21 protein-coding genes are annotated in these 19,290 nt (G+C 64.9%); 8 read left to right on the forward strand and 13 right to left on the reverse strand.

The genetic code is table 11. The features are described 5' to 3' along the window. Positions 1 to 7: 7 nt before the first annotated feature. Genes SPO_RS09975 through SPO_RS09990 form a run of 4 tightly spaced genes read right to left on the reverse strand, consistent with a single transcriptional unit; the run spans position 8 to position 4,054 of the window. On the reverse strand, positions 8 to 937 hold the full coding sequence (locus SPO_RS09975; protein ID WP_011047696.1) for an SDR family NAD(P)-dependent oxidoreductase: 930 nt from the start codon (positions 935 to 937) through the stop codon (positions 8 to 10). A 10-nt stretch (positions 938 to 947) separates the two neighbouring features. Next, on the reverse strand, positions 948 to 1,766 hold the full coding sequence (locus SPO_RS09980) for an SDR family oxidoreductase (RefSeq protein ID WP_011047697.1): 819 nt from the start codon (positions 1,764 to 1,766) through the stop codon (positions 948 to 950). Positions 1,767 to 1,775: 9 nt separating this feature from the next. Next, positions 1,776 to 2,891 carry an acyl-CoA dehydrogenase family protein gene (locus SPO_RS09985; protein WP_011047698.1) on the reverse strand — a complete coding sequence of 372 codons (1,116 nt, stop codon included), beginning with the start codon at positions 2,889 to 2,891 and terminating at the stop codon, positions 1,776 to 1,778. 5 nt (positions 2,892 to 2,896) lie between these two features. Continuing rightward, positions 2,897 to 4,054 carry an acyl-CoA dehydrogenase family protein gene (locus SPO_RS09990; protein WP_011047699.1) on the reverse strand — a complete coding sequence of 386 codons (1,158 nt, stop codon included), beginning with the start codon at positions 4,052 to 4,054 and terminating at the stop codon, positions 2,897 to 2,899. A 138-nt stretch (positions 4,055 to 4,192) separates the two neighbouring features. Here SPO_RS09990 and SPO_RS09995 point away from each other — a divergent pair, with 138 nt between their 5' ends. Beyond that, entirely contained in the window at positions 4,193 to 5,185 is a 993-nt protein-coding gene (locus SPO_RS09995; RefSeq protein ID WP_011047700.1) for an NADPH:quinone oxidoreductase family protein, read from the forward strand. 6 nt (positions 5,186 to 5,191) lie between these two features. On the opposite strand, the gene SPO_RS10000 is transcribed toward SPO_RS09995, so the two are convergent. Next, complete coding sequence (locus SPO_RS10000) at positions 5,192 to 5,848, reverse strand: histidine phosphatase family protein (RefSeq protein WP_011047701.1); 657 nt, start codon at positions 5,846 to 5,848, stop codon at positions 5,192 to 5,194. A gap of 56 nt (positions 5,849 to 5,904) precedes the next feature. On the opposite strand from SPO_RS10000, the gene SPO_RS10005 reads away from it, so the two are divergent. The 4 genes from SPO_RS10005 (at position 5,905) to SPO_RS10020 (ending at position 8,543) form a co-directional block, all read left to right on the forward strand. Further along, a complete protein-coding gene (locus tag SPO_RS10005) occupies positions 5,905 to 6,729 on the forward strand; it encodes an enoyl-CoA hydratase (protein WP_011047702.1) in 825 nt (274 codons plus the stop codon). Positions 6,730 to 6,753: 24 nt separating this feature from the next. After that, positions 6,754 to 7,242: a MaoC family dehydratase gene (locus tag SPO_RS10010; RefSeq protein WP_030003212.1), complete on the forward strand. Its 489-nt coding sequence runs from the start codon at positions 6,754 to 6,756 to the stop codon at positions 7,240 to 7,242. Positions 7,243 to 7,341: 99 nt separating this feature from the next. Beyond that, the gene (aroQ, locus tag SPO_RS10015) at positions 7,342 to 7,791 is read left to right on the forward strand and encodes a type II 3-dehydroquinate dehydratase (RefSeq protein WP_030003213.1); all 450 of its coding nucleotides are present in this window, start codon (positions 7,342 to 7,344) and stop codon (positions 7,789 to 7,791) included. Next, complete coding sequence (locus SPO_RS10020) at positions 7,788 to 8,543, forward strand: LuxR family transcriptional regulator (protein ID WP_044028241.1); 756 nt, start codon at positions 7,788 to 7,790, stop codon at positions 8,541 to 8,543. Before aroQ ends, SPO_RS10020 begins: the two co-directional genes overlap by 4 nt. 493 nt (positions 8,544 to 9,036) lie before the next feature. On the opposite strand, the gene tsf is transcribed toward SPO_RS10020, so the two are convergent. Both tsf and rpsB read right to left on the reverse strand, forming a co-directional pair. Beyond that, a complete protein-coding gene (gene tsf, locus SPO_RS10025) occupies positions 9,037 to 9,912 on the reverse strand; it encodes a translation elongation factor Ts (RefSeq protein ID WP_011047706.1) in 876 nt (291 codons plus the stop codon). Positions 9,913 to 9,989: 77 nt separating this feature from the next. Continuing rightward, positions 9,990 to 10,763 (reverse strand): 30S ribosomal protein S2, encoded by a 774-nt coding sequence (rpsB, locus tag SPO_RS10030; RefSeq protein WP_011047707.1) that lies wholly within the window; start codon positions 10,761 to 10,763, stop codon positions 9,990 to 9,992. Positions 10,764 to 11,072: 309 nt separating this feature from the next. Between rpsB and SPO_RS10035 the strand changes: the two genes are divergently transcribed. Both SPO_RS10035 and SPO_RS10040 read left to right on the forward strand, forming a co-directional pair. Next, positions 11,073 to 12,128 (forward strand): hypothetical protein, encoded by a 1,056-nt coding sequence (locus tag SPO_RS10035; protein WP_011047708.1) that lies wholly within the window; start codon positions 11,073 to 11,075, stop codon positions 12,126 to 12,128. Then, positions 12,122 to 13,294, forward strand: coding sequence for a hypothetical protein (locus SPO_RS10040; protein ID WP_011047709.1), 1,173 nt, complete (start codon positions 12,122 to 12,124; stop codon positions 13,292 to 13,294). Before SPO_RS10035 ends, SPO_RS10040 begins: the two co-directional genes overlap by 7 nt. A 4-nt stretch (positions 13,295 to 13,298) precedes the next feature. Here the strand turns inward: SPO_RS10040 and SPO_RS10045 are convergent, their stop codons facing one another. The 3 genes from SPO_RS10045 to SPO_RS10055 all read right to left on the reverse strand — a co-directional run bounded on the left by SPO_RS10045 (position 13,299) and on the right by SPO_RS10055 (position 15,181). Then, positions 13,299 to 14,132 carry a lysophospholipid acyltransferase family protein gene (locus SPO_RS10045; RefSeq protein WP_011047710.1) on the reverse strand — a complete coding sequence of 278 codons (834 nt, stop codon included), beginning with the start codon at positions 14,130 to 14,132 and terminating at the stop codon, positions 13,299 to 13,301. 2 nt (positions 14,133 to 14,134) lie between these two features. Beyond that, on the reverse strand, positions 14,135 to 14,890 hold the full coding sequence (locus SPO_RS10050; protein WP_011047711.1) for a GNAT family N-acetyltransferase: 756 nt from the start codon (positions 14,888 to 14,890) through the stop codon (positions 14,135 to 14,137). A 108-nt stretch (positions 14,891 to 14,998) separates the two neighbouring features. Continuing rightward, on the reverse strand, positions 14,999 to 15,181 hold the full coding sequence (locus SPO_RS10055) for a DUF3553 domain-containing protein (protein ID WP_044028244.1): 183 nt from the start codon (positions 15,179 to 15,181) through the stop codon (positions 14,999 to 15,001). A gap of 48 nt (positions 15,182 to 15,229) precedes the next feature. Between SPO_RS10055 and SPO_RS10060 the strand changes: the two genes are divergently transcribed. Next, positions 15,230 to 15,826: a histidine phosphotransferase family protein gene (locus SPO_RS10060; protein ID WP_011047714.1), complete on the forward strand. Its 597-nt coding sequence runs from the start codon at positions 15,230 to 15,232 to the stop codon at positions 15,824 to 15,826. Here the strand turns inward: SPO_RS10060 and SPO_RS10065 are convergent, their stop codons facing one another. Genes SPO_RS10065 through obgE form a run of 3 tightly spaced genes read right to left on the reverse strand, consistent with a single transcriptional unit; the run spans position 15,827 to position 19,263 of the window. Next, on the reverse strand, positions 15,827 to 17,080 hold the full coding sequence (locus tag SPO_RS10065) for a glutamate-5-semialdehyde dehydrogenase (protein WP_011047715.1): 1,254 nt from the start codon (positions 17,078 to 17,080) through the stop codon (positions 15,827 to 15,829). It lies immediately after the preceding gene. 54 nt (positions 17,081 to 17,134) lie between these two features. Continuing rightward, positions 17,135 to 18,241, reverse strand: coding sequence for a glutamate 5-kinase (gene proB, locus SPO_RS10070; protein WP_011047716.1), 1,107 nt, complete (start codon positions 18,239 to 18,241; stop codon positions 17,135 to 17,137). Then, positions 18,229 to 19,263, reverse strand: coding sequence for a GTPase ObgE (gene obgE, locus SPO_RS10075; protein WP_011047717.1), 1,035 nt, complete (start codon positions 19,261 to 19,263; stop codon positions 18,229 to 18,231). Before obgE ends, proB begins: the two co-directional genes overlap by 13 nt. Positions 19,264 to 19,290 lie beyond the last annotated feature (27 nt).

Raw genomic sequence — 19,290 nt, forward strand, 5'->3', positions numbered from 1 at the left:
CACTTTCTCATGCTCCCCAAGGCAGGTCGATGCCGCGCGCATCCGCCGCCTTGCGGGCAAATTTGCGGGTCTGGCTGAAGGCGTCGGTCAGCTCGCGCTTGCCCTCCTCATCCTGCACCTGCGCAAAACGGGCGGCGATTTCCTCGGGCGTGTTGGCATCGCCCTCCAGCAGGATGCCCTCGGTCTCGAATATAAGGGTCTGCGCGTAACAGCCCGCCCCGGCGCAGAGGATCACGCGCGAGGGTGCGTCCTCGCTCACCAGATAGAGCAGGCCCGGCGTGATCGTTTCGGGCGCCAGCAACGCCAGCGCCTGTTCGGGGATCAGGTCTTCGGTCATGCGGGTCGCGGCGGTGGGCGCCAGACAGTTGACGCGGATGTTGTCGCGCGCGCCCTCGATATGCAGCACGTTCATCAGACCCATCATCGCAGCCTTGGCCGCGCCATAGTTGGCCTGCCCGAAATTGCCGTAAAGCCCCGAGGCGGAGGAGGTGAAGACCACCCGCCCATAGCCCTGTTCGCGCATGATCGGCCAGCAGGCATGGGCGACATTGGCGCTGCCGATCAGATGCACGTCGATCACCTTGCGGAAGTCGGCCATGCTCATTTTCGCGAATGTCTTGTCGCGCAGGATGCCCGCGTTGTTGACCACGATATCGACGCGGCCCCATTGGGCCATCGTCTGGGCGACCATGTCGGCCACCTGCGCCTCGTCCGCCACATCGGCCCCGTGCGCTATCGCCTCGCCACCCATGGCGCGGATCTCCTCGACCACCGCCTGTGCGGCGTCGGAAGAGGCACCGGTGCCGTCGGTCGCCGCCCCCAGATCGTTGATCACCACCCTGGCACCGCGCGCGGCCAGACCCAGCGCATGGGCGCGGCCCAGGCCCGCGCCCGATCCGGTGACAATCGCCACCCGTCCGTCGAAACGAATGTCCATCCCCGCCCCCTTACAGTGCCTTTTCAAAGATGTTGCGGCCGGACATCACGTTGATGCCGCCCGAAACCGGGATCACCGCGCCGGTGACATAAGAGCCGCCGCGCCCGCAGAGGAACAGCATGCAACCGGCGATATCCTCGTCCCGGCCCACCCGGCGCAGCGGCACGTCGCTGCCGACCTTGGCGCGTTTTTCCTCGTCGGCGGTGGCAAATGCGGTCATCCGCGACACGAACGGCCCCGGCGCAAGCGCGTTGACGGTGACGGCATAGGGCGACAGTTCCTTGGCCATGATCTTGGTCAGGTGGATCACCGCCGCCTTGGAGGCCGCATAGCTATAGGCGCCGTCGCCCATCGGCACTTCGCCCATGACCGAGCCGACGTTGACCACGCGAGCAGGGTCATCGATGGTGCCGCTTTTCATCAGCATCGGTAACAGTTTCTGCGTCAGGTCAAAGACACCGGCCACGTTGACGGACATCACCTTTTCCCAGGCTTCATGCGGGAACTGGCCCAACGGCGCGCCCCAGGTAACACCGGAATTGTTCATCAAGATATCAAGGGTTTCGGTGCGGCTCTTTACCTCGGCGACCAGCGTGTCGATGCCCTCCTTGCTCCCCACGTCGCCCGCAAACCCCTCGGCCGTGCCGGGAGCACCCATCGCGTTGAGTTCGGCAGCGACCGCCTCGCAGGCCTCGCCCTTGCGCGAGGCGATCAACACGCGCGCACCTGCGCACACCAGCGCCTCGGCTGCCATGCGCCCGATGCCGGTGGCGCCGCCGGTGACCAGCGCGGTCTTTCCGTGCAGGGAAAACAATGTCTCAGGTGTCATGGTAAATCCTTAAAATCCGCGCGCTTGCGCGACGATGTTTGCGTGATATCCGTAATCGCCCAGCCATTCGGCCCCGACCCGGGCGCGTTTCATATAGAACCCCATGTCGAATGCGTCAGTCATGCCGATGCCGCCATGCATCTGCACGCCTTCCTGCACCGCACGCTGCGCGGTGTCGGTGGCGCGCGCCTTGGCAAGCGACACGGCCAGCGCGGCATTGTCGGGGTCCTCGTCCAGCATCCGGCCCGCGTTCAGGATGGCCGAGGCAGTCACCTCGCATTCGCACCACAGATGCGCGGCGCGGTGTTGCAGCGCCTGAAACGCGCCGATCGGAACCCCGAACTGCTTGCGTTCCTTGAGATATTCCACCGTCATCCCAAATGCCCCGGCGGCGAGTCCGGCCATCTCGGCGGCCAGCGCCGCCTGACCGGCGCGCAGCGCGGGCGCCAGTACGCTCATCGCGTCATCGACCTGGCCCAATACATCCTCACCCGTGGCGATCACATCGGAGAACGTGATCCTAGCAGCGTCGCGGCTGTCGATCATCGCCTGCGCCTCGCGGGTGATGCCGTCGCGCTCGGCGGGCAGATCGAACAGGGTCAGCCCCGCATCGGTCCGCGACAGCACCAGCAGCCGGTCCGCATTGGCGCCATCCACGACAAACCGCTTTTCGCCGTTCAGGCGGAACCCGTTGCCCTCGGCCTGCGCCTGCATCTGCGTCGCCTCGGGGGCGAACTTGGCGCCCTCGTCGATGGCGAGCGCATAGGTGAGCTCTCCGCTGGCAATACGCGCCAGCGCCTGGCCCGCGCGGGCATCGGACACCTGCCGCAGCGCGGTGGCCGCAATCACTGCCGTTGAGAGAAACGGCGAGGCGACCAGCGTCTTGCCCATTTCGCCCGCCAGCGCACAGGCGGCGGCATGGCCCATATCGCTGCCCCCCGCCTCTTCGGGCACCAGAACCCCGGCCCAGCCCATCGCGGCCATTTCCGACCAGAGCGCCCGGTCCTGCGTTTGCTCGCCGTCCCGCAGCCTACGCAGATGCGCCACCGGCGCTGCCTGATCCAGAAAGCCGCGCGCGGCATCGGCCAGCATGACCTCTTCTTCGCTTCGTACCAGTTTTGCCATCTGCCTTACCCCGGAAGCCCAAGAACACGTTTGGAAATGATCGAAAGCATCACCTCGGAGGTGCCGCCCTCGATCGAATTGGCCTTGGTCCTCAGCCAGTTGGGCGCGCGCCCGTCCTCCCAGATCAGTGCATCCGAGCCGCCCGCCGCCATCACCAGTTCCAGATTGCGCTTGTTCAGCTCGGTTCCCATGTATTTCAGCATGGCCGAGGCATCGCCCGCGCCTTGCCCGGCCTCGGCCTGATCCTTGTACCGCTCCAGTGTCAACGCCACGGCCAGCCCGTCGACCTCGGCGCGCATCGCATCGGCGCGCAGCACCGTGTCGGTGCTGCCGCTGTCGGCCAGCACCGCCCCCAGCGCCCGACCCGACCCCATGGAGCCGCCAGCGGCCGAGATCATCTCGCGCTCATGCGTCAGCAGGTATTTGGCCACGTCCCAGCCGCGATTGACCTCACCCACCACCTGTTCTCGCGGCACCTGCACATTGTCAAAGAAGGTCTCGCAAAACGGCGAGGCGCCCGAGATCAGCTTGATGGGCCGGGTGGTCACGCCCGGGCTGGTCATGTCGAGCAGGATGAAGGAGATGCCCTTGTGCTTGGGCGCCTCGCGGTCGGTGCGCAGCAGCGCAAAGATCCAGTCGGCCTGATCGGCGTATGAGGTCCAGATCTTCTGCCCGTTGACCAGCCAGTGATCGCCCCTGTCCTCGGCCCGGCTTTGCACATTTGCCAGGTCGGACCCTGCGCCCGGCTCGGAATAACCCTGACACCAGCGGATTTCCCCGCGCGCGATGGGCGGCAGGTAATGCAGCTTTTGCTCATGCGTGCCGAAATGCAAAAGAGCCGGTCCCAGCATCCAGATGCCGAAGCTTTGCAGCGGATAGCGCGCGTTCAGGCGGCGCATTTCCTGGTGGAACACCTTCTCCTGATCGCGGCTCAACCCGGCGCCGCCGTACTCGATGGGCCAGGTCGGCACCGTGTACCCCTTGCTGACGCAACGTTGCAGCCAGGTACGCTGGGCTTCTGACGTAAAGTTCCAGTTCTTGCCGCCCCAGCAGATGCTAGCCTCGTCATTGCGGCCATCGCGCATGTCTGCGGGGCAATTCGCCTCTAGCCAGGCACGCAGCTCGTCGCGGAAGGCGGCAATCGCCTTGTCCTCTTCGGCCATGTGTCCTCCCCATATACCGATATCCGTTTTGCAGAGCAGAATTGCATTTCGAAATCCGGTTGACAACCAAGGGGGCGGGCCAAAGACTTGACGTCAAATCGCGGTACGCAAGCGACCGCAACAGGGAGAAAGACCGATATGAAAGCCATGCTGAGCACCGCCGTGGGCGGCCCCGAAACGCTGGAACTGACCGAGATGGCAGACCCGGCGCCGGGCAAGGGAGAATTGTTGGTTCGGGTGCATGCGGCGGGGGTGAACTTTCCCGATACGCTGATGATCCGCGACCTCTACCAAATGAAGCCGCCCCGCCCCTTTGCCCCCGGCGGCGAGATCGCGGGAGAGGTTCTGGCGGTGGGCGAAGGTGTCAGCGGCTATACACCCGGCGACCGGGTGTTGGCACTGACGGGGTTTGGCGGCTTTGCCACCCATCTGACGGTCAAGGCCAACGTCGCGGTGAAAATCCCCGATGCCATGCCGTATGACGAGGCCGCCTGTTTCATCTTCACCTATGGCACCTCGCATCACGCGCTCAAGGATCGCGCGGCGCTGCAACCGGGCGAGACCCTGCTGATCCTGGGTGCCGCGGGTGGCGTTGGTGCCGCCGCGATCGAACTGGGCAAGGCCGCTGGCGCGCGGGTGATCGCCGCCGTCTCATCGCAGGAGAAGGCCGAATTCTGTCGTCAGATCGGTGCGGACGAGACGTTGGTTTACCCGCGCGAGCTGGACCGCGACGGACAAAAGGCGCTGTCGGGCGAGATCAAGAAACTGGCCGGGGGCGACGGGGTCGATGTGGTCTATGACGCGGTGGGCGGCGCCTATGCCGAACCCTGCCTGCGCGCGATGGCCTGGCAGGGGCGCTATCTGGTCGTCGGGTTCCCGGCGGGTATCCCCAGCATCCCGCTGAACCTGACCCTGCTCAAGGGCTGCCAGATCGTCGGCGTGTTTTGGGGGGCGTCGGTGTTCCGCGACCCCAAGGGCCATGCGGCAAACGTGGGCGACCTGTTCCGTCTGTACGCCGAGGGCCGGATCAAGCCGCAGATCTGTGCGCGCTTTCCGCTGGATCAGGCGGGCGCGGCGCTGGAGATGATGCAGGACCGCAAGGTGCTGGGCAAAGTGGTGATTACCCCCTGACCGGGTCTAGGACAGATGCGCCACGTCGTTGAACCCCCGCACCACCATCCGCTCGCCCTGGATCACCAGCCGGCTGATCGAGCCATTGGCCGCCCCGTGAAAGGCAAAGGGCTCGGCGCCGCTGGCCATGGCCATGGCAGCGCCGATGACGCCACCATGCACAAAGGCCGCGATCCGCTGATCGGGATGGCGCGCCGCGATGCGCAGCAACCCGGCCCGCACCCGTGCGTGCAATTGAGCGGTGGTTTCCGCACCCGGGATCTCGCCCCATTCCTGGCGCTCCCTGGCGCGCAGAAATGCCGGGTCGTCATTGGCGGCGCGGATGCGGTATTCGCCCCGGTCCCAGTCGCCCAGGAAGACCTCGCGCAGGTCCGGCTCTACCAATGGCGCCAACCCCAGATGCGCGGCCAGCGGCGCGGCGGTCTGATGGGTGCGCCGCAGCGTGGTGACATAGATCGCCGCCAGCGGCTCACCCTTCAACCGGGTGCCCACGGCATGGGCCTGCGCCTCGCCCTCGGGATGCAGCGCCGGGTCGCCCTGCCCGTCCACATGCGGAAAAGGCTCGCCCGGACGGGCGGGCTGGCTTTCGCCATGACGGATCAACAACAGATCGACCGCCCCAGCGGGCGGCGCATAGACGGTTTGACGGTATTCCCGGGTCATCGGATCCTCGCAGGCTGGGCTGCGCGCATCCTGTCCCGGATCGGGAAGAGGATGCAATGACCCAAAACGAGATAGACACCGGATCGGAACTGCTGATGTGTGGCCTTGCCGATGGCGTGGCCACCCTGACGCTGAACAATCCCGAACGGCGCAATGCGCTGTCGGGCGACCTGCCCCAGGCGCTGGGCCGGATGCTGGCCTTGCTGGACGACGACCCCCGCGCCCGCGTGCTGGTGCTGACCGGCGCAGGTGGTGCCTTTTGCGCGGGTGGCGACATCACCAGCATGGGCGCGGCGCTGGGGGATGGCGCGCAGCCCGACGCCGACGCGATGACCCGCCGCCTGCGGCAGGCGCAGGACGATATCGCACTGCGCCTCGCCCGGCTGAGCAAACCCAGCATCGCCGCCCTGCCCGGTGCCGCTGCCGGGGCGGGCATGTCGCTGGCTTTGGCCTGCGACCTCCGTGTCAGTGGGCACAGCGGCTATCTGCTGCCCGCCTTTGGCGGCATCGGCCTGTCGGGCGATTTCGGCGGCAGCTGGCTGCTGGCCCGCCTGATCGGCCCCGCCCGCGCCAAGGAGGTCTATTTCACCAACCGCCGCATCTGCGCGGACGAGGCGCTGGCGCTGGGTCTTGTCAACCGGGTGGTCGCGGATGCGGATGTGTTGGGCGAGGCGCAGGCGCTGGCCGCCCAGATCGCCGGCTTTGCCCCGATGGCGCTGCGCTACATGAAGGAAAACATCGACCGCGCCGGCGATGTGGACCTGCGCCAGGCGCTGGATATCGAGGCAGATCGCATGATCCGCACCCTGCTCAGCGACGATCACCGCGAAGGCGCCCGCGCCTTTGCCGAGAAACGCAGGCCGCGGTTCAGCGGCGCGTGACCCAGGATGGAAAGGACAGCCACCATGACCCCGCTTGAACAGGCCCTGCGCCAGGAACAGGCCAGCATCGGCCAAGAGATCCCCGCCTCGAACTGGATCACCGTCGATCAGGCGATGATCGACCGGTTTGCCGAGGTGACGATGGATGACCAGTGGATCCATGTGGACCCGGCCCGCGCCGCTGCCGAAACCCCCTTTGGCGGCTCCATCGCGCATGGGTTCCTGACCCTGTCGCTGAGCAGCCGCTTTGTCTACGACGTGCTGGCGCCACTGCCGGGCCAGGTGATGGGGATCAACTACGGCTTTGACAAGCTGCGCTTCCTGGCCCCGGTGCCCGCCGGCGCACGGCTGCGCGGCCATTTCCGCCTGATCGAGGCGCGCCAGCGCAGCGCCACCGAACTGCTGCGCAAATACGCGCTGACGGTCGAGATCGAAGGCAGCGGCACCCCGGCCCTGGCCGCCGAATGGCTGACCCTCAGCCTGTTCGAACAGGCGTTGCCCAAAGCCAACTGATCCAAGGAAAATTCCGCGCTGTCACTGGTTTGGGTGACTGCAAGGTGGACAGCCCGCCCTATTCCTGTCTAAGAGAATCCTGAATGGGGATTTAAAGTGATGACAAGTATTCTGGTCTTGCACGGCCCGAACCTCAATCTGCTGGGGACCCGGCAGCCCGAGGTCTATGGCACGACAACGCTGGAGATGGTCAACAGCGCCTGTATCGCGCATGGCCAGAGCCGGGGGCTGTCGGTCGCCTGCCTGCAATCCAATCACGAGGGTGCGCTGGTCGATGCGATCCATGCCGCCAAGGGTGTGCATCGCGGCATCGTGTTGAATGCCGGGGCCTATACCCATACCTCGATTGCGCTGCGCGACGCCATTTCCTCGGTCGAACTGCCGGTGGTCGAGGTGCATCTGTCCAACATCCATGCGCGCGAGGCGTTCCGCCATGTGTCGCACATAGCGCCGGTGGCGCTGGGCCAGATCTGCGGCTTTGGCGCCCAGGGCTATCTGCTGGCGCTCGATGCGCTTGCTGCGCATCTGTCGCCGGAGGGCGCGCGATGAGATTGCGCAACTATCTGGAAAAGCTCAGCTATGTACGCACGCTGGAAGAGCTCTGGGATGGGCATACCCGGCAGATGGCGGAATATGGCTTTGACCGGCTGCTTTATGGCTATACCAACTATCGAACCGCCACCTCGCTGGGCGATCCCGAGGATTTCGTGATCCTGACCAATCACGATCAATCCTATATCGACGGGTTCATGCAGGAGGGGCTCTATTTCCACGCCCCGATGCTGCATTGGGCGCTGGAGCACGAAGGTGCCGGCAGCTGGCGGATGATTTCCGATATGCTGGACAGCGAAACGCTGACCCCGCAAGAGCGGCGCGTCTATGCGTTCAATGCCGAACACGGGGTGACCGCCGGGTACACGGTCAGCTTCACCTCGGTTTCCGCCCGGACCAAGGGCGCGATTTCGCTGTGTGCGCGCAAGGGGATGAGCCAGGACGAGGTCGACGCCCTGTGGCGGACGCATGGGCAGGACATCCTGCTGATGAACAACGTGGCCCATCTCAAGATCATGACCCTGCCCTATGTGGCTCCCAACCGCTCGCTGACCCGGCGCCAGCGCGAGGCGCTGCAATGGGTGGGCGACGGCAAGACCACCCAGGACATCGCCATCCTGATGGGGCTGACAGCAGCCACGGTGGAAAAACACCTGCGTCTTGCACGCGAGGCACTGTCGGTGGAAACCACGGCCCAGGCGGTGCTGAAGGCCGCGCTGCACAATCAGATGTTCATCATGGAAGCCTAAGAACGCGCCTGCTTCAGCTCTCCCTGATAACCCTTTGATATTCAAGATTTAGAAGGTAAATCGCTCTGTCGCCGATGGGGCGCCACCTCTGTTTGTACAATGTCTGTTCCAAAAGTTGACCATAGGTAAGGAATCCCCGACTTTCGCGCCAGAGCCACTTCTTGCAATATGATCGTGTTCCGTGAGTGGTGGCTTTGGCCTGGGAACATCGGGAAAAGACCCTTGCAATATCAAGGCTCTCTGACCTGTTCGGCGCTGACTGCCTATTGATCGGTATCAGCGCCGGAGTACATGAGGGGCCCCTACCATCCCCATCGTCGGGGGCCCCTCTCTTCTTGCGGGCGAAACCGGGCTGATGCCGGTTTCGCCCTTTTCGCATGTCGACAGCGCAGCGGTTCCAATCGGCAAAAGAAAACCGGCCGCACGCATGACGTACGGCCGGTCGGAATGTCCGGCGCCGCATATCCCGGCGCCGATCAGAGTCATTTCAGGATCAGCCCTGTGCGGCCTTGGCGACCTCGGCGGCGAAATCCTCTTTCTCGACAACGATGCCTTCGCCGACTTCGAGACGGACAAATCCGGTGATCTCTGCGCCGGCCTCAGCAGCGGCGGCACCGACGGTCAGGTCGGGGTTGACCACGAACTGCTGGCTCAGCAGGGTCGATTCGGCGACGAATTTCTTCATCCGGCCTTCGATCATCTTCTCGATCACCGCTTCGGGCTTGCCGGATTCGCGGGCGATATCCATCTGCACCTGCTTTTCCTTCTCGACCACGACCGGGTCCATCTCGGCTTCGCTCAGCGCGGCGGGGTTCACGGCGGCGATATGCATCGCAACCTGCTTGCCCAGGGCCTCGTCGCCGCCCTTCATGGCGACCAGAACGCCGATCTTGCCCATGCCGGTGGTAGCGGCGTTGTGGACATAGGTCACAACGGTCTCACCCTCGAGCTTGGCCAGACGGCGCACCGACATGTTCTCGCCGATGGTGGCGATCTTGGCGGTCAGCGTATCGGCGACGCTCTTGCCACCCAGATCGGCGGCCAGCAGCGCGTCGACATCGTCAGCGGCCAGAGCGGCAGCGGCGATCTTGCCGACCATCTCCTGGAAATCGCTGTTCTTGGCGACGAAGTCGGTTTCCGAGTTCACCTCGACGGCGACACCCTTGCCGCCTTCGACGACAACGGCGACCAGACCTTCGGCGGCGGTGCGGCCCGATTTCTTGGCGGCTTTCGCCAGACCCTTGGTGCGCAGCCAGTCAACCGCGGCTTCCATGTCGCCATCGGTCTCGGTCAGGGCCTTCTTCGCGTCCATCATGCCTGCGCCGGTGCTGTCGCGCAGTTCCTTAACGAGTGCTGCAGTGATTGCCATCTTGGCTCTCCTCAATTCAAAACGGATTTGGGGCAGGTCATACCCTGCCCCATATGTCATTTGGATGACGGGGCCGATCAGGCCTCGGCGGCTGCCTCTTCGGCCAGCGCCTCTTCGGCGGGGGCCTCTTCCAGCTCGCCCAGGTCGACGCCTGCGGCGCCCAGCTGTGCCGTCATGCCGTCGAGTGCGGCGCGCGCGGCCAGATCGCAATACAGCGAGATGGCGCGGGCGGCGTCATCGTTGCCGGGGATGATGTAATCCACACCATCGGGCGAGCAGTTGGTATCGACCACGGCCACAACCGGGATGCCCAGCTTGTTGGCTTCGGCGATGGCCAGCGCTTCTTTCTTGACGTCGATGACGAACAGCAGGTCAGGCACGCCGCCCATTTCGCGGATGCCGCCCAGCGAAGCCTGCAGCTTGGCCTGGTCGCGTTCCATGCCCAGACGCTCTTTCTTGGTCAGGCCCTCGGCGCCGCCTTCCATCTTCTCGTCGATCATGCGCAGGCGCTGAATCGACTGCGACACGGTCTTCCAGTTGGTCAGGGTGCCGCCCAGCCAGCGGTGGTTCATGTAATACTGGGCCGATTTCTCGGCGGCTTCGGCGATCGGGCCCGAGGCCTGACGCTTGGTGCCCACGAACAGAACGCGGCCGCCCTTGGCGACGGTGTCGCGCACGGCTTTCAGCGCCTGGTCCAGCATCGGAACGGTCTGGGTCAGGTCCAGGATGTGGATGCCGTTGCGAGCGCCGTAGATGAACGGCGACATGCGCGGGTTCCAACGTTGGGTCTGGTGGCCGAAGTGAACGCCAGCTTCCAGCAGCTGACGCATGGAGAACTCGGGAAGAGCCATGCGGTATTTCCTTTTCCGGTTTGCGCCTTGGCGGGGGAGAAGAAGCGGATGCTCCAACCGGCGGTTCGGATGGGGATGTCTCCCCCAAACGGACCAAAACCCCGCCTGCGGGTTTTGAATGGCGCGCGTATACAGCGACCGGACCGGGGGCGCAAGGGGCATTGACCATATCAGGGGCCGCCCCGCCATACCTCATCTGGAAACATAGCGGATTTTGTGGTACTCATCCAGAGATTGCATCTTTTCCGGTCGCAGCTTTCAGCGGCCAGCCCTGTTTTGAAATGACTTTGTAGATATAGGTGAATTGGCATGCCAAACGACACTGTCGATGGGGGCGTACCCGCCCCGGAACCGGGAGGACCGGTTCCGGCAGGCCCGCCCGCAGTACAAGCGGCCCCGTCCGCGCCCGCCCCTGCTGCCGACAAACCCAAACCCGCCGGCTGGCGCGCGACCCTGTCCAACCTGTCCTCTCTGATCAAGGATTTCGGCATCGTTGCCGCCATTGTCGCAACCCCGATCGCCATCGTGGTGGTGTTGATCTGGGAAGGGGTGTTGCGCCCGCGCCTGACGTCCGAGATCATGACCGAACTCAGCCGCCCCGACGATGGCTATCGCGCCTGGCACCGCGACAATGTCATCGGGGCGCTGTCGGGCTATGACCAGATCACCGCGCGCAAATGGCTGGAGGCCGAAGGCGGCCCGGTGATCGAACGTCTGGCCCGTCCGCCCGAGGCCGAAGAGATCAAGGCGCTGTTTGCCGATCCCGAGTTCCGCAAGTTCTTTCAGCGACAGGTGCTGCTTTCGGTCAGCGATTTCCGCGACGATTACGTGGAATATCTCTACCGCGAATATGGCGAGACCAACATGCTCAAGGCCTGGCTGTCGCCGGTTACCGATCAGGTCGATGCGGTCTATACGCTCAACCTGTTCTATCAGAAGACCCCGGTCCAGGGGGATGACGGACGCCAGGCGGTGAACGAGGCCGGCGTGCCGCTATATGACACGACCTTCAAGATCTCGGATCAGTTCTATGCCACCGACGATCAGCTGTTTCATATCAATGTCCGCCCCGAGACCAAGGGCGGCTTCTATGACATCTTCCGCCAGGAAGCGGCGGTGCTGACCATTACCATCGGCAATTTTACCCAGAATATCAACGTGAACGGCTATCAGGACGATGTGACCTGTATCGTGCGCACCGCGTTGAACAACGCGCCCTCGGGCTTTGTCACGGTGCGCGCGAACATCAAGCGGTCCGGGCCGCTGGATCCGAACAACCCGGTGACGCTGGACGGACAAGTCCCTGACGGCGGCTTTGACATGAAGATCATCGTGACCGCGAAAAAGGGGAGGAAGACATGCTGATGCATCGCTTGCTTGCGCTCCTGCTCTCTCTCCTTGCCCTGCCCGCCCTTGCGCAGGAGGCGCGCTGGCAACCGCTGGCCGGGTTCGACAAGGTCTGGACCAAACAGGGCGCCACCTTTGACGGGCCGGAGACCGGGCGTTTCGAATACGATGCGCTGCGGTTTGGTCGCGAGGTGCCGCTCTATGAATACGAGTTCTTCGATATGGAGGACCTGTTCAACCGCGCCTACCGGAATCGGGCGGCCAAGGGCGTTCTGGTGGATGCCGCCACCGGCGGCGCCCGCATCCTGTCGCCCACCATGGCCGAGGCCTGGCTGGCGGTGCGCGACGACCCCGCTGTTGTGGCCGTGGTGCCGATGGGGTTTGCCCGGGTGGCGGGCGACACGCGGGTGGTGGGCTATCGCCGGATCAACGGGCGCGACATGCAATCGATGTTCTTTGCCCGCAATCTGGATGCGATCCTGTGCCTGAACGACATGGCCCGTCGCAACGCGGAAAGCTATGACGGGCAGGTGCCGTTCCTGTTCGGGCTGAACTTCAAAGGCCGCGCCACCTATTCCTATGTCGAGGGGCTGGACATGGTGAACCTGGCCGATGGGGCCAGCCCGCAACGGTTCCTCGAGACCTTCACCGCCTGTTCCGATCTGCTGCAACTGGGGCGCCGCGTGATCGAACCGCGCGATTACAGCCGATTGGGAGGACGGCAAGGGCGCATCGCCCTCGACCGCGCCGCCAGTGGGGAGATCAAGCCCACCGAACGGATCGTACTGCTTTATGACCGGTTCGGTCACATGAACTTTGTCCGCACCCGCCAGCCCACCGGCATATACGAGCTGGGTCGCCTGCTCAGCTCGGACGGGTTTTATGACAGCGAGCCCTGCGCATATCCCGAGAAGGCCGAGTATCGCGGCCGCTCTCTCAGTTGCGAGCTTTGGGCGGTGACCATTGCCGCCTTTGATGGCGCGGCAATCGCGGTGCGTCAGGGTGACAAGGCGATGTTCTGGGGCGATCCGGGCCGCTATGCGCCCGGCGTATTGGTGATCCGCCGCAAGACACCGCCAGCAAGGCCGCAGGTGACCACCGCGCCAAGCCCGGCCCGGGCAGCTCCCGCGCTGCCGCTGGCCCCGGCGCCGAAGCTGCAACAGCGGCTGTTGCCGGTGGATTGAGCAATCAGGGCGTCAGCCGCGCCAGGCTGTGCGCATGGCGCACCGCCTCTTCGCAATGGGCGGCCAGCGCCTTGCGGTTGTCGAAATCGCTCACCCGGGCCGGGGCGTGATAGATCAGTTCGACCCGTCCCTGCCGCCGCGCCGCCAGCGTCTTGAGCAGATGGGGGCCGAACTCCATGTCGCCCCACCAGCCATAGAACCGATCGGGCTGGCCCTTGGGGGCGTGAAACACCACCGAGACCGGCTGCACATACATGGTCGACCGAAGCTCGGGCGCGAAAAACGCCGCAAACAGCGTCGTCTTGAACGGCAGCACCCTGAGCCCGTCGGTCGAAGTGCCCTCGGGGAAGAACAAAAGTTTGTGCCCCACCCCCAGACGTTCCATGAAAATGCGGGTCTGTTCGCGGGCCTGTTTGGGATTGCGCTCGATGAACACGGTGCCGGTGGCGCGTGCCAGCCAGCCGATCCCGGGCCAGTTCGCCACCTCGGCCTTGGAGACGAAATAGACCCGCTTGCGCGCGTTGAGCGCGAAGATGTCCAGCCACGAGGTATGATTGGCCACCACCGCCCCATGCTCGCGCATCAGCTCGCCACTGCTCTCGAACCCGATGCCGAGAATGCGAAAGGCGTTTCGGCAGACGAACTGGGTGATATGCGGCGTGACGGGCCGGTGCAGGCCGCACAGCGGACGCTCGACCAGCCGCACCAGCAGCAGCACGATCAGCCCACCAAAGACGAGCAGCGCCAGCGGCACTCCGCGTGCCAGTACCAGCAGCCAGCCGATGGTGCCGATCTCGATCGGATCGGGATCGTCCTCACTGTCCCAGAGCGGAGCCATTGCTAGCCCCCGCCATAGATGCGCCGCTGACGCTCGTTCATCCGCGCGGTATCCAGGATCAGACAGACATCGGTGGTATTGAAGGCATGGTCGATATAGGCGCCATCGCCCACGAACCCGCCCAGCCGCAGATAGGCCTTGATCAGCGAGGGCACCTCGAGCATGGCGCGGCGCCGGTCCAGCGCCTCGGGCGTGATCCGGTTCATGTCGACATAATGGGCGGGCTGGGTGCGCACCCGCAGATCCTCGGGCGCGAGGTGGTTGTGATAGAGCATCGACAGCGGCTGAGCCAGCGCCTCGACATCGGTGCCGTGGAAACTGGCAACCCCGAACAGAACCTCGATCCCGTGCTGCTCGACATAGTCGGCCAGCCCGTTCCACAGGTGATACATGGCCATGCCACCGCGATAATCCGGATGCACGCAGGAGCGGCCAAGTTCCAGCAGCCGCCGGCCCGAGCGTTTCAGCACGCCAAGGTCATATTCATCCTCGGAATAGAACTGCCCCGCCGATTGCGCCTGTTCATCCCGCAACAGACGATAGACGCCCACCACCTGCCCGGACCGGTTGTTGATGCACAGCATATGGTCGAAAAATGGGTCGAACCGGTCCCGCTCCAGCCCGGCCTGATGATCGACCAGCGCCCCGCTGCCGCCCAGTTCGCGTACGAACACGTCATAGCGCAGGCGCTGGGCCGCGTGCAGTTCGGCCTCGGTCTCGGCAATCTTGACGGTGAAGGCGGGGCCGTGGTCAGGCATGGGTCTCCGGCGGGTCGATCGTGGTTGCGCGCAGATAGCGCGGCTTGCGCAGGGTTTGCAACACAAAGGCGCGGGCCTGCCCTGCTGTTAACCTTTCGGTAACGCAAATCACGGATCAAAGACCACAAGCAGGGCGATGCGTGTGCCGTCGATCACCACCTTGCCCTGATCGGGGAAATTCACGGTGATCTTGCCGGCGATGCTGGACTGGACCTGCCCTGTTCCCCAGTCGGGGTAATCGGGGTGGCGCACGAACATGCCCGGTGCAAGAATGGCATTGAGATCGGTCATATCCGGGCCCTGTCTGCTGGATGTGAGGTCTGATAACGGAGGTATCGCATGGCCCAAAGCGGCGTCAACCTGGCCAGCCTGATCGGCTCGCGCATCTGTCATGATCTGATCAGCCCGATCGGCGCCATTACCAACGGGCTTGAGCTGCTGGACATGACCGGTTCGGTCGAGGGGCCCGAGATGGAGCTGATTGCCGACAGCGTCGGCAATGCCGGGGCACGCATCCGCTTCTTTCGCATCGCCTATGGCGCGTCGAGCGATCAGATGCTGGGCCGCGCCGAACTGGTCGGCCTGCTCGACGATCTGAACCGCAGCGCCCGGGCCAAGGCCGACTGGGCACCGACTGAGCCGGTTACCCGCGCCGAGGTGCGGATGGCCTTTCTGGCACTGCAATGCTGCGAAACCGCCCTGCCCTTTGGCGGCAGCGTGCGGATGGACCAGCAGGGAGACCGCTGGATCGTCACCGCCGAGGCCGAGAAACTGTCGGTCGATCCCGCCCTGTGGGAGGGGTTGAGCAACCCCGCCGCCCTGAAACAGGTGACACCGGCGCAGGTTCAATTCGCCCTCCTGCCGGCGGTGGCCGAAGATGCCGGCCGGCGGGTCACGGTTGAAACCAGCGACCGCCAGCTGGTGATCCGGTTCTGATCAGGCCCGGGTCGTTCCGTTCCCGCGCACCAGGTATTTGAAACTGGTCAGCTGCGCCGCCCCCACCGGGCCGCGCGCATGCATCTTGCCGGTGGCGATGCCAATCTCGGCGCCCATGCCGAACTCGCCGCCATCGGCAAACTGGGTCGAAGCATTGTGCATCAGGATGGCGCTGTCGAGCCGCTCGAAAAAGCGCGCGGCAACCGCGTCATCTTCGGTGATCACGCAATCGGTGTGGTTCGAGCCATACTGCCGGATATGAGCGATGGCCGCATCCACGTCATCGACCACCTTGGCCGCGATGATCATATCGAGGTATTCCTTGCCCCAGTCCGCCTCGGTTGCGGCAAGCGAGCCGGGCAGCCCCTCGGCCCGCACCTCGACCCCGGCCTCGATCAGCGCGCGCACCAGATCAGCACCAAGATTGTCCGCTATATCCTTGTGAATCAACAGACATTCGGCTGCGCCACAAATTCCGGTGCGGCGCGTCTTGGCATTCATCACCACGCGCAGCGCCTTTTCAGGATCGGCGGCCTTGTCGATATAGATATGCACGATGCCTTCGAGATGGGCAAAGACCGGCACCCGCGCCTCGCGCTGTACCAGACCCACCAGCCCCTTGCCGCCGCGCGGCACGATCACGTCGACATAATCGGTCATGGTCAGCAGTTCGGACACCGCCGCCCGGTCGCGGGTCGGCACCAGCTGGATCGCATCCTCGGGCAGGCCTGCGGCGCGCAGCCCCGCGACCAGACAGGCATGGATCGCACCCGAGGAATGGAAGCTTTCGGACCCGCCGCGCAGGATCACCGCATTGCCCGATTTGAGGCACAGCGCCCCGGCATCCGCTGTCACGTTGGGGCGGCTTTCATAGATCACCCCAATCACCCCCAGCGGCGTGCGCACCCGCTGGATATGGATGCCCGAGGGCATGTCCCATTCCGCCAGAACCTCGCCCACCGGATCATCCTGGTCGGCCACGGTGCGCAAGCCGTCGACGATGCCCTGAATGCGCGCCTCGTCCAGCATCAGCCGGTCCATCATCGCCGGGCTCAGCCCCTTGTCACGGCCAAATTCCAGATCGCGCGCATTGGCGGCGATGATCTCACCCCGCCGGGCCCAGACCGCATCGGCGGCACCGATCAGCGCGGCACGCTTGGCCTCGGCGCTGGCAAAGGCCAATTGGGCCGCGGCGGCGCGGGCGCGTTTGCCCAATTCGGTCATGGTGGCGGAGATGTCGGCGATGTCTTTCATGTCGGGCCCCTGGGCTGCGGTCGGATCAATGGGTAGCGTCTGCGGGCCGACAGGTCAAAGCGCCATGTCGTCCCGGTGGATCAGCGCGGCGCGGCCTGGGTAGCCCAGCGTCGCCTCGATATCCGAAGACTGCCGCCCGCGAATGGCGCGCGCCTCGTCCCCGGTATAGCGGCACAGCCCCTGACCCAGGCGCCGCCCGTCAGGCCCGAGGATCGCCACCGGATCGCCGCGCCCGAAATCGCCGGTGACCGAGGCCACGCCCGCAGGCAGCAGGCTTTTGCCGCCCTCCAGCGCGCGCGCAGCACCCGCATCGACGGTGATGTCGCCGCGCGGCTTCATCGCCGCAATCCAGCGTTTGCGCGCCGCCTGCGGATCAAGCGTTGCGGTGAACCAGGTGCAGTTGGCACCGTTTTCCAGCGTTTTCAGCGGGTTCAGAGGCGACCCTTCGGTAATTGCCATGGCGCAGCCGCCGGCGGTGGCCATCTGTGCCGCCATCAGCTTGGTCTTCATGCCGCCCTTGGACAGGCCCGAGCCTGCATCCCCTGCCATCGCCACGATCTCGGGCGTGATCCGGTCGATCACGTCGAACCGGGTGGCGCCCGGATCGTCGCTGGGGTTGCCGGTATAGAACCCGTCCACATCCGACAGCAGAATCAGCTGATCGGCGCCCACGGTGACCGCGATCTGTGCAGCCAGCCGGTCATTGTCGCCATAGCGGATCTCGTCGGTGGCGACGGTGTCGTTCTCGTTGACGATGGGCACCGCCCCAAGGCCCAGCAGCGTTTCCAGCGTCGCGCGCGAATTCAGATAGCGGCGGCGATCCTCGCTATCCTCCAGCGTGACCAGAACCTGCGCGGTTGTGATCCTGTGCGGGGCCAGCGCCTCTTCATAGGCGCGGGCCAGACGGATCTGACCCACGGCGGCGGCGGCCTGCGACTGTTCCAGCGGCAGCGCCGTGCGCGGCAGGCCCAACACGCCCCGCCCCAACGCGATCGAGCCGGACGAGACCAGGATCACATCCAGGCCCAGCCCCTTGAGCCAGGCCACGTCGGCCGCCAGAGAATGCAGCCAGTCGGCGCGCAGGTCGCCCGTGTTGCGATCGACCAGCAGGGCCGAGCCGATCTTGACCACCAGCCGCCGGGCTGTCGTCAGGGTTGCCAAGGCTGCGACTCCTCCACAGGTTTTTCGCGCAGGCGGTTGGCGTCGATGCGGGCCCGCAGGGCGCGCAGCACCTCGGTCACCCCCTCGCGCGAGGCGCCCGACATCATCATCACCGGCCCGCCCGAGGCGGTCTCCAGTTCTTCGACCAGGAAGGCGCGTTCTTCGTCATCCAGCGTGTCGATCTTGTTCAGCACGGTCACGCGGGGTTTGCCCGCCAGATCGCCGCCATAAGCCTCAAGCTCGCCAATGATGGTGTGGTAATCCTCGACCAGATCGCCCGAGGTGCCATCGACCAGATGCAACAGCACCGCGCAGCGTTCCACATGGCCCAGGAAACGGTCGCCGATGCCCCGCCCCTCATGTGCGCCGGCAATCAGGCCGGGAATATCGGCGATCACAAATTCCACATTGTCGACGCCCACAACCCCCAGATTGGGATGCAGCGTGGTAAAGGGGTAATCGGCGATCTTGGGCCGCGCGTTGGACGTCGCGGCCAGAAAGGTCGACTTGCCCGCATTGGGCAGGCCCAGAAGGCCCACATCGGCGATCAGCTTCAGCCGCAGCCAGATGGTGCGATCCACCCCGGCCTGGCCCGGGTTGGCCCGGCGCGGCGCCTGGTTGGTGGCCGATTTGAAATGCAGGTTGCCAAAACCGCCATTACCGCCCTTGGCCAGCAGCACACGCTGGCCCACCTCGGTCAGGTCGGCCAGAACGGTTTCCTCGTCCTCGTCCAGGATCTCGGTGCCAACCGGCACCCGCAGCACGATATCCTCGCCATCCTTGCCCGAGCGCTGCTGCCCCTTGCCGGGCACCCCGTTCTGGGCAAAGAAATGCTGCTGATAGCGAAAGTCGATGAGCGTGTTCAGCCCATCCACCGCCTCGGCCCAGACCGAGCCGCCCTTGCCGCCATCGCCCCCGTCGGGGCCGCCATATTCGATGAATTTTTCGCGCCGGAAACTGACGCAGCCATTTCCGCCGGAACCCGAGCGGATATAGACCTTTGCAAGATCGAGAAATTTCATATGTGCTCCCTACTGCAAAGGCCCGGG

Origin of the sequence: Ruegeria pomeroyi DSS-3, assembly GCF_000011965.2 — a bacterium.
GTDB lineage: Bacteria > Pseudomonadota > Alphaproteobacteria > Rhodobacterales > Rhodobacteraceae > Ruegeria_B > Ruegeria_B pomeroyi.

Bases quoted from the DNA above. Each gene is read 5' to 3' on its own strand.
- SPO_RS09975 (WP_011047696.1), bottom strand. From the start codon at position 937: ATGGACATTCGTTTCGACGGACGGGTGGCGATTGTCACCGGATCGGGC.
- SPO_RS09980 (WP_011047697.1), bottom strand. From the start codon at position 1,766: ATGACACCTGAGACATTGTTTTCCCTGCACGGAAAGACCGCGCTGGTC.
- SPO_RS09985 (WP_011047698.1), bottom strand. From the start codon at position 2,891: ATGGCAAAACTGGTACGAAGCGAAGAAGAGGTCATGCTGGCCGATGCC.
- SPO_RS09990 (WP_011047699.1), bottom strand. From the start codon at position 4,054: ATGGCCGAAGAGGACAAGGCGATTGCCGCCTTCCGCGACGAGCTGCGT.
- SPO_RS09995 (WP_011047700.1), top strand. From the start codon at position 4,193: ATGAAAGCCATGCTGAGCACCGCCGTGGGCGGCCCCGAAACGCTGGAA.
- SPO_RS10000 (WP_011047701.1), bottom strand. From the start codon at position 5,848: ATGACCCGGGAATACCGTCAAACCGTCTATGCGCCGCCCGCTGGGGCG.
- SPO_RS10005 (WP_011047702.1), top strand. From the start codon at position 5,905: ATGACCCAAAACGAGATAGACACCGGATCGGAACTGCTGATGTGTGGC.
- SPO_RS10010 (WP_030003212.1), top strand. From the start codon at position 6,754: ATGACCCCGCTTGAACAGGCCCTGCGCCAGGAACAGGCCAGCATCGGC.
- aroQ (WP_030003213.1), top strand. From the start codon at position 7,342: ATGACAAGTATTCTGGTCTTGCACGGCCCGAACCTCAATCTGCTGGGG.
- SPO_RS10020 (WP_044028241.1), top strand. From the start codon at position 7,788: ATGAGATTGCGCAACTATCTGGAAAAGCTCAGCTATGTACGCACGCTG.
- tsf (WP_011047706.1), bottom strand. From the start codon at position 9,912: ATGGCAATCACTGCAGCACTCGTTAAGGAACTGCGCGACAGCACCGGC.
- rpsB (WP_011047707.1), bottom strand. From the start codon at position 10,763: ATGGCTCTTCCCGAGTTCTCCATGCGTCAGCTGCTGGAAGCTGGCGTT.
- SPO_RS10035 (WP_011047708.1), top strand. From the start codon at position 11,073: ATGCCAAACGACACTGTCGATGGGGGCGTACCCGCCCCGGAACCGGGA.
- SPO_RS10040 (WP_011047709.1), top strand. From the start codon at position 12,122: ATGCTGATGCATCGCTTGCTTGCGCTCCTGCTCTCTCTCCTTGCCCTG.
- SPO_RS10045 (WP_011047710.1), bottom strand. From the start codon at position 14,132: ATGGCTCCGCTCTGGGACAGTGAGGACGATCCCGATCCGATCGAGATC.
- SPO_RS10050 (WP_011047711.1), bottom strand. From the start codon at position 14,890: ATGCCTGACCACGGCCCCGCCTTCACCGTCAAGATTGCCGAGACCGAG.
- SPO_RS10055 (WP_044028244.1), bottom strand. From the start codon at position 15,181: ATGACCGATCTCAATGCCATTCTTGCACCGGGCATGTTCGTGCGCCAC.
- SPO_RS10060 (WP_011047714.1), top strand. From the start codon at position 15,230: ATGGCCCAAAGCGGCGTCAACCTGGCCAGCCTGATCGGCTCGCGCATC.
- SPO_RS10065 (WP_011047715.1), bottom strand. From the start codon at position 17,080: ATGAAAGACATCGCCGACATCTCCGCCACCATGACCGAATTGGGCAAA.
- obgE (WP_011047717.1), bottom strand. From the start codon at position 19,263: ATGAAATTTCTCGATCTTGCAAAGGTCTATATCCGCTCGGGTTCCGGC.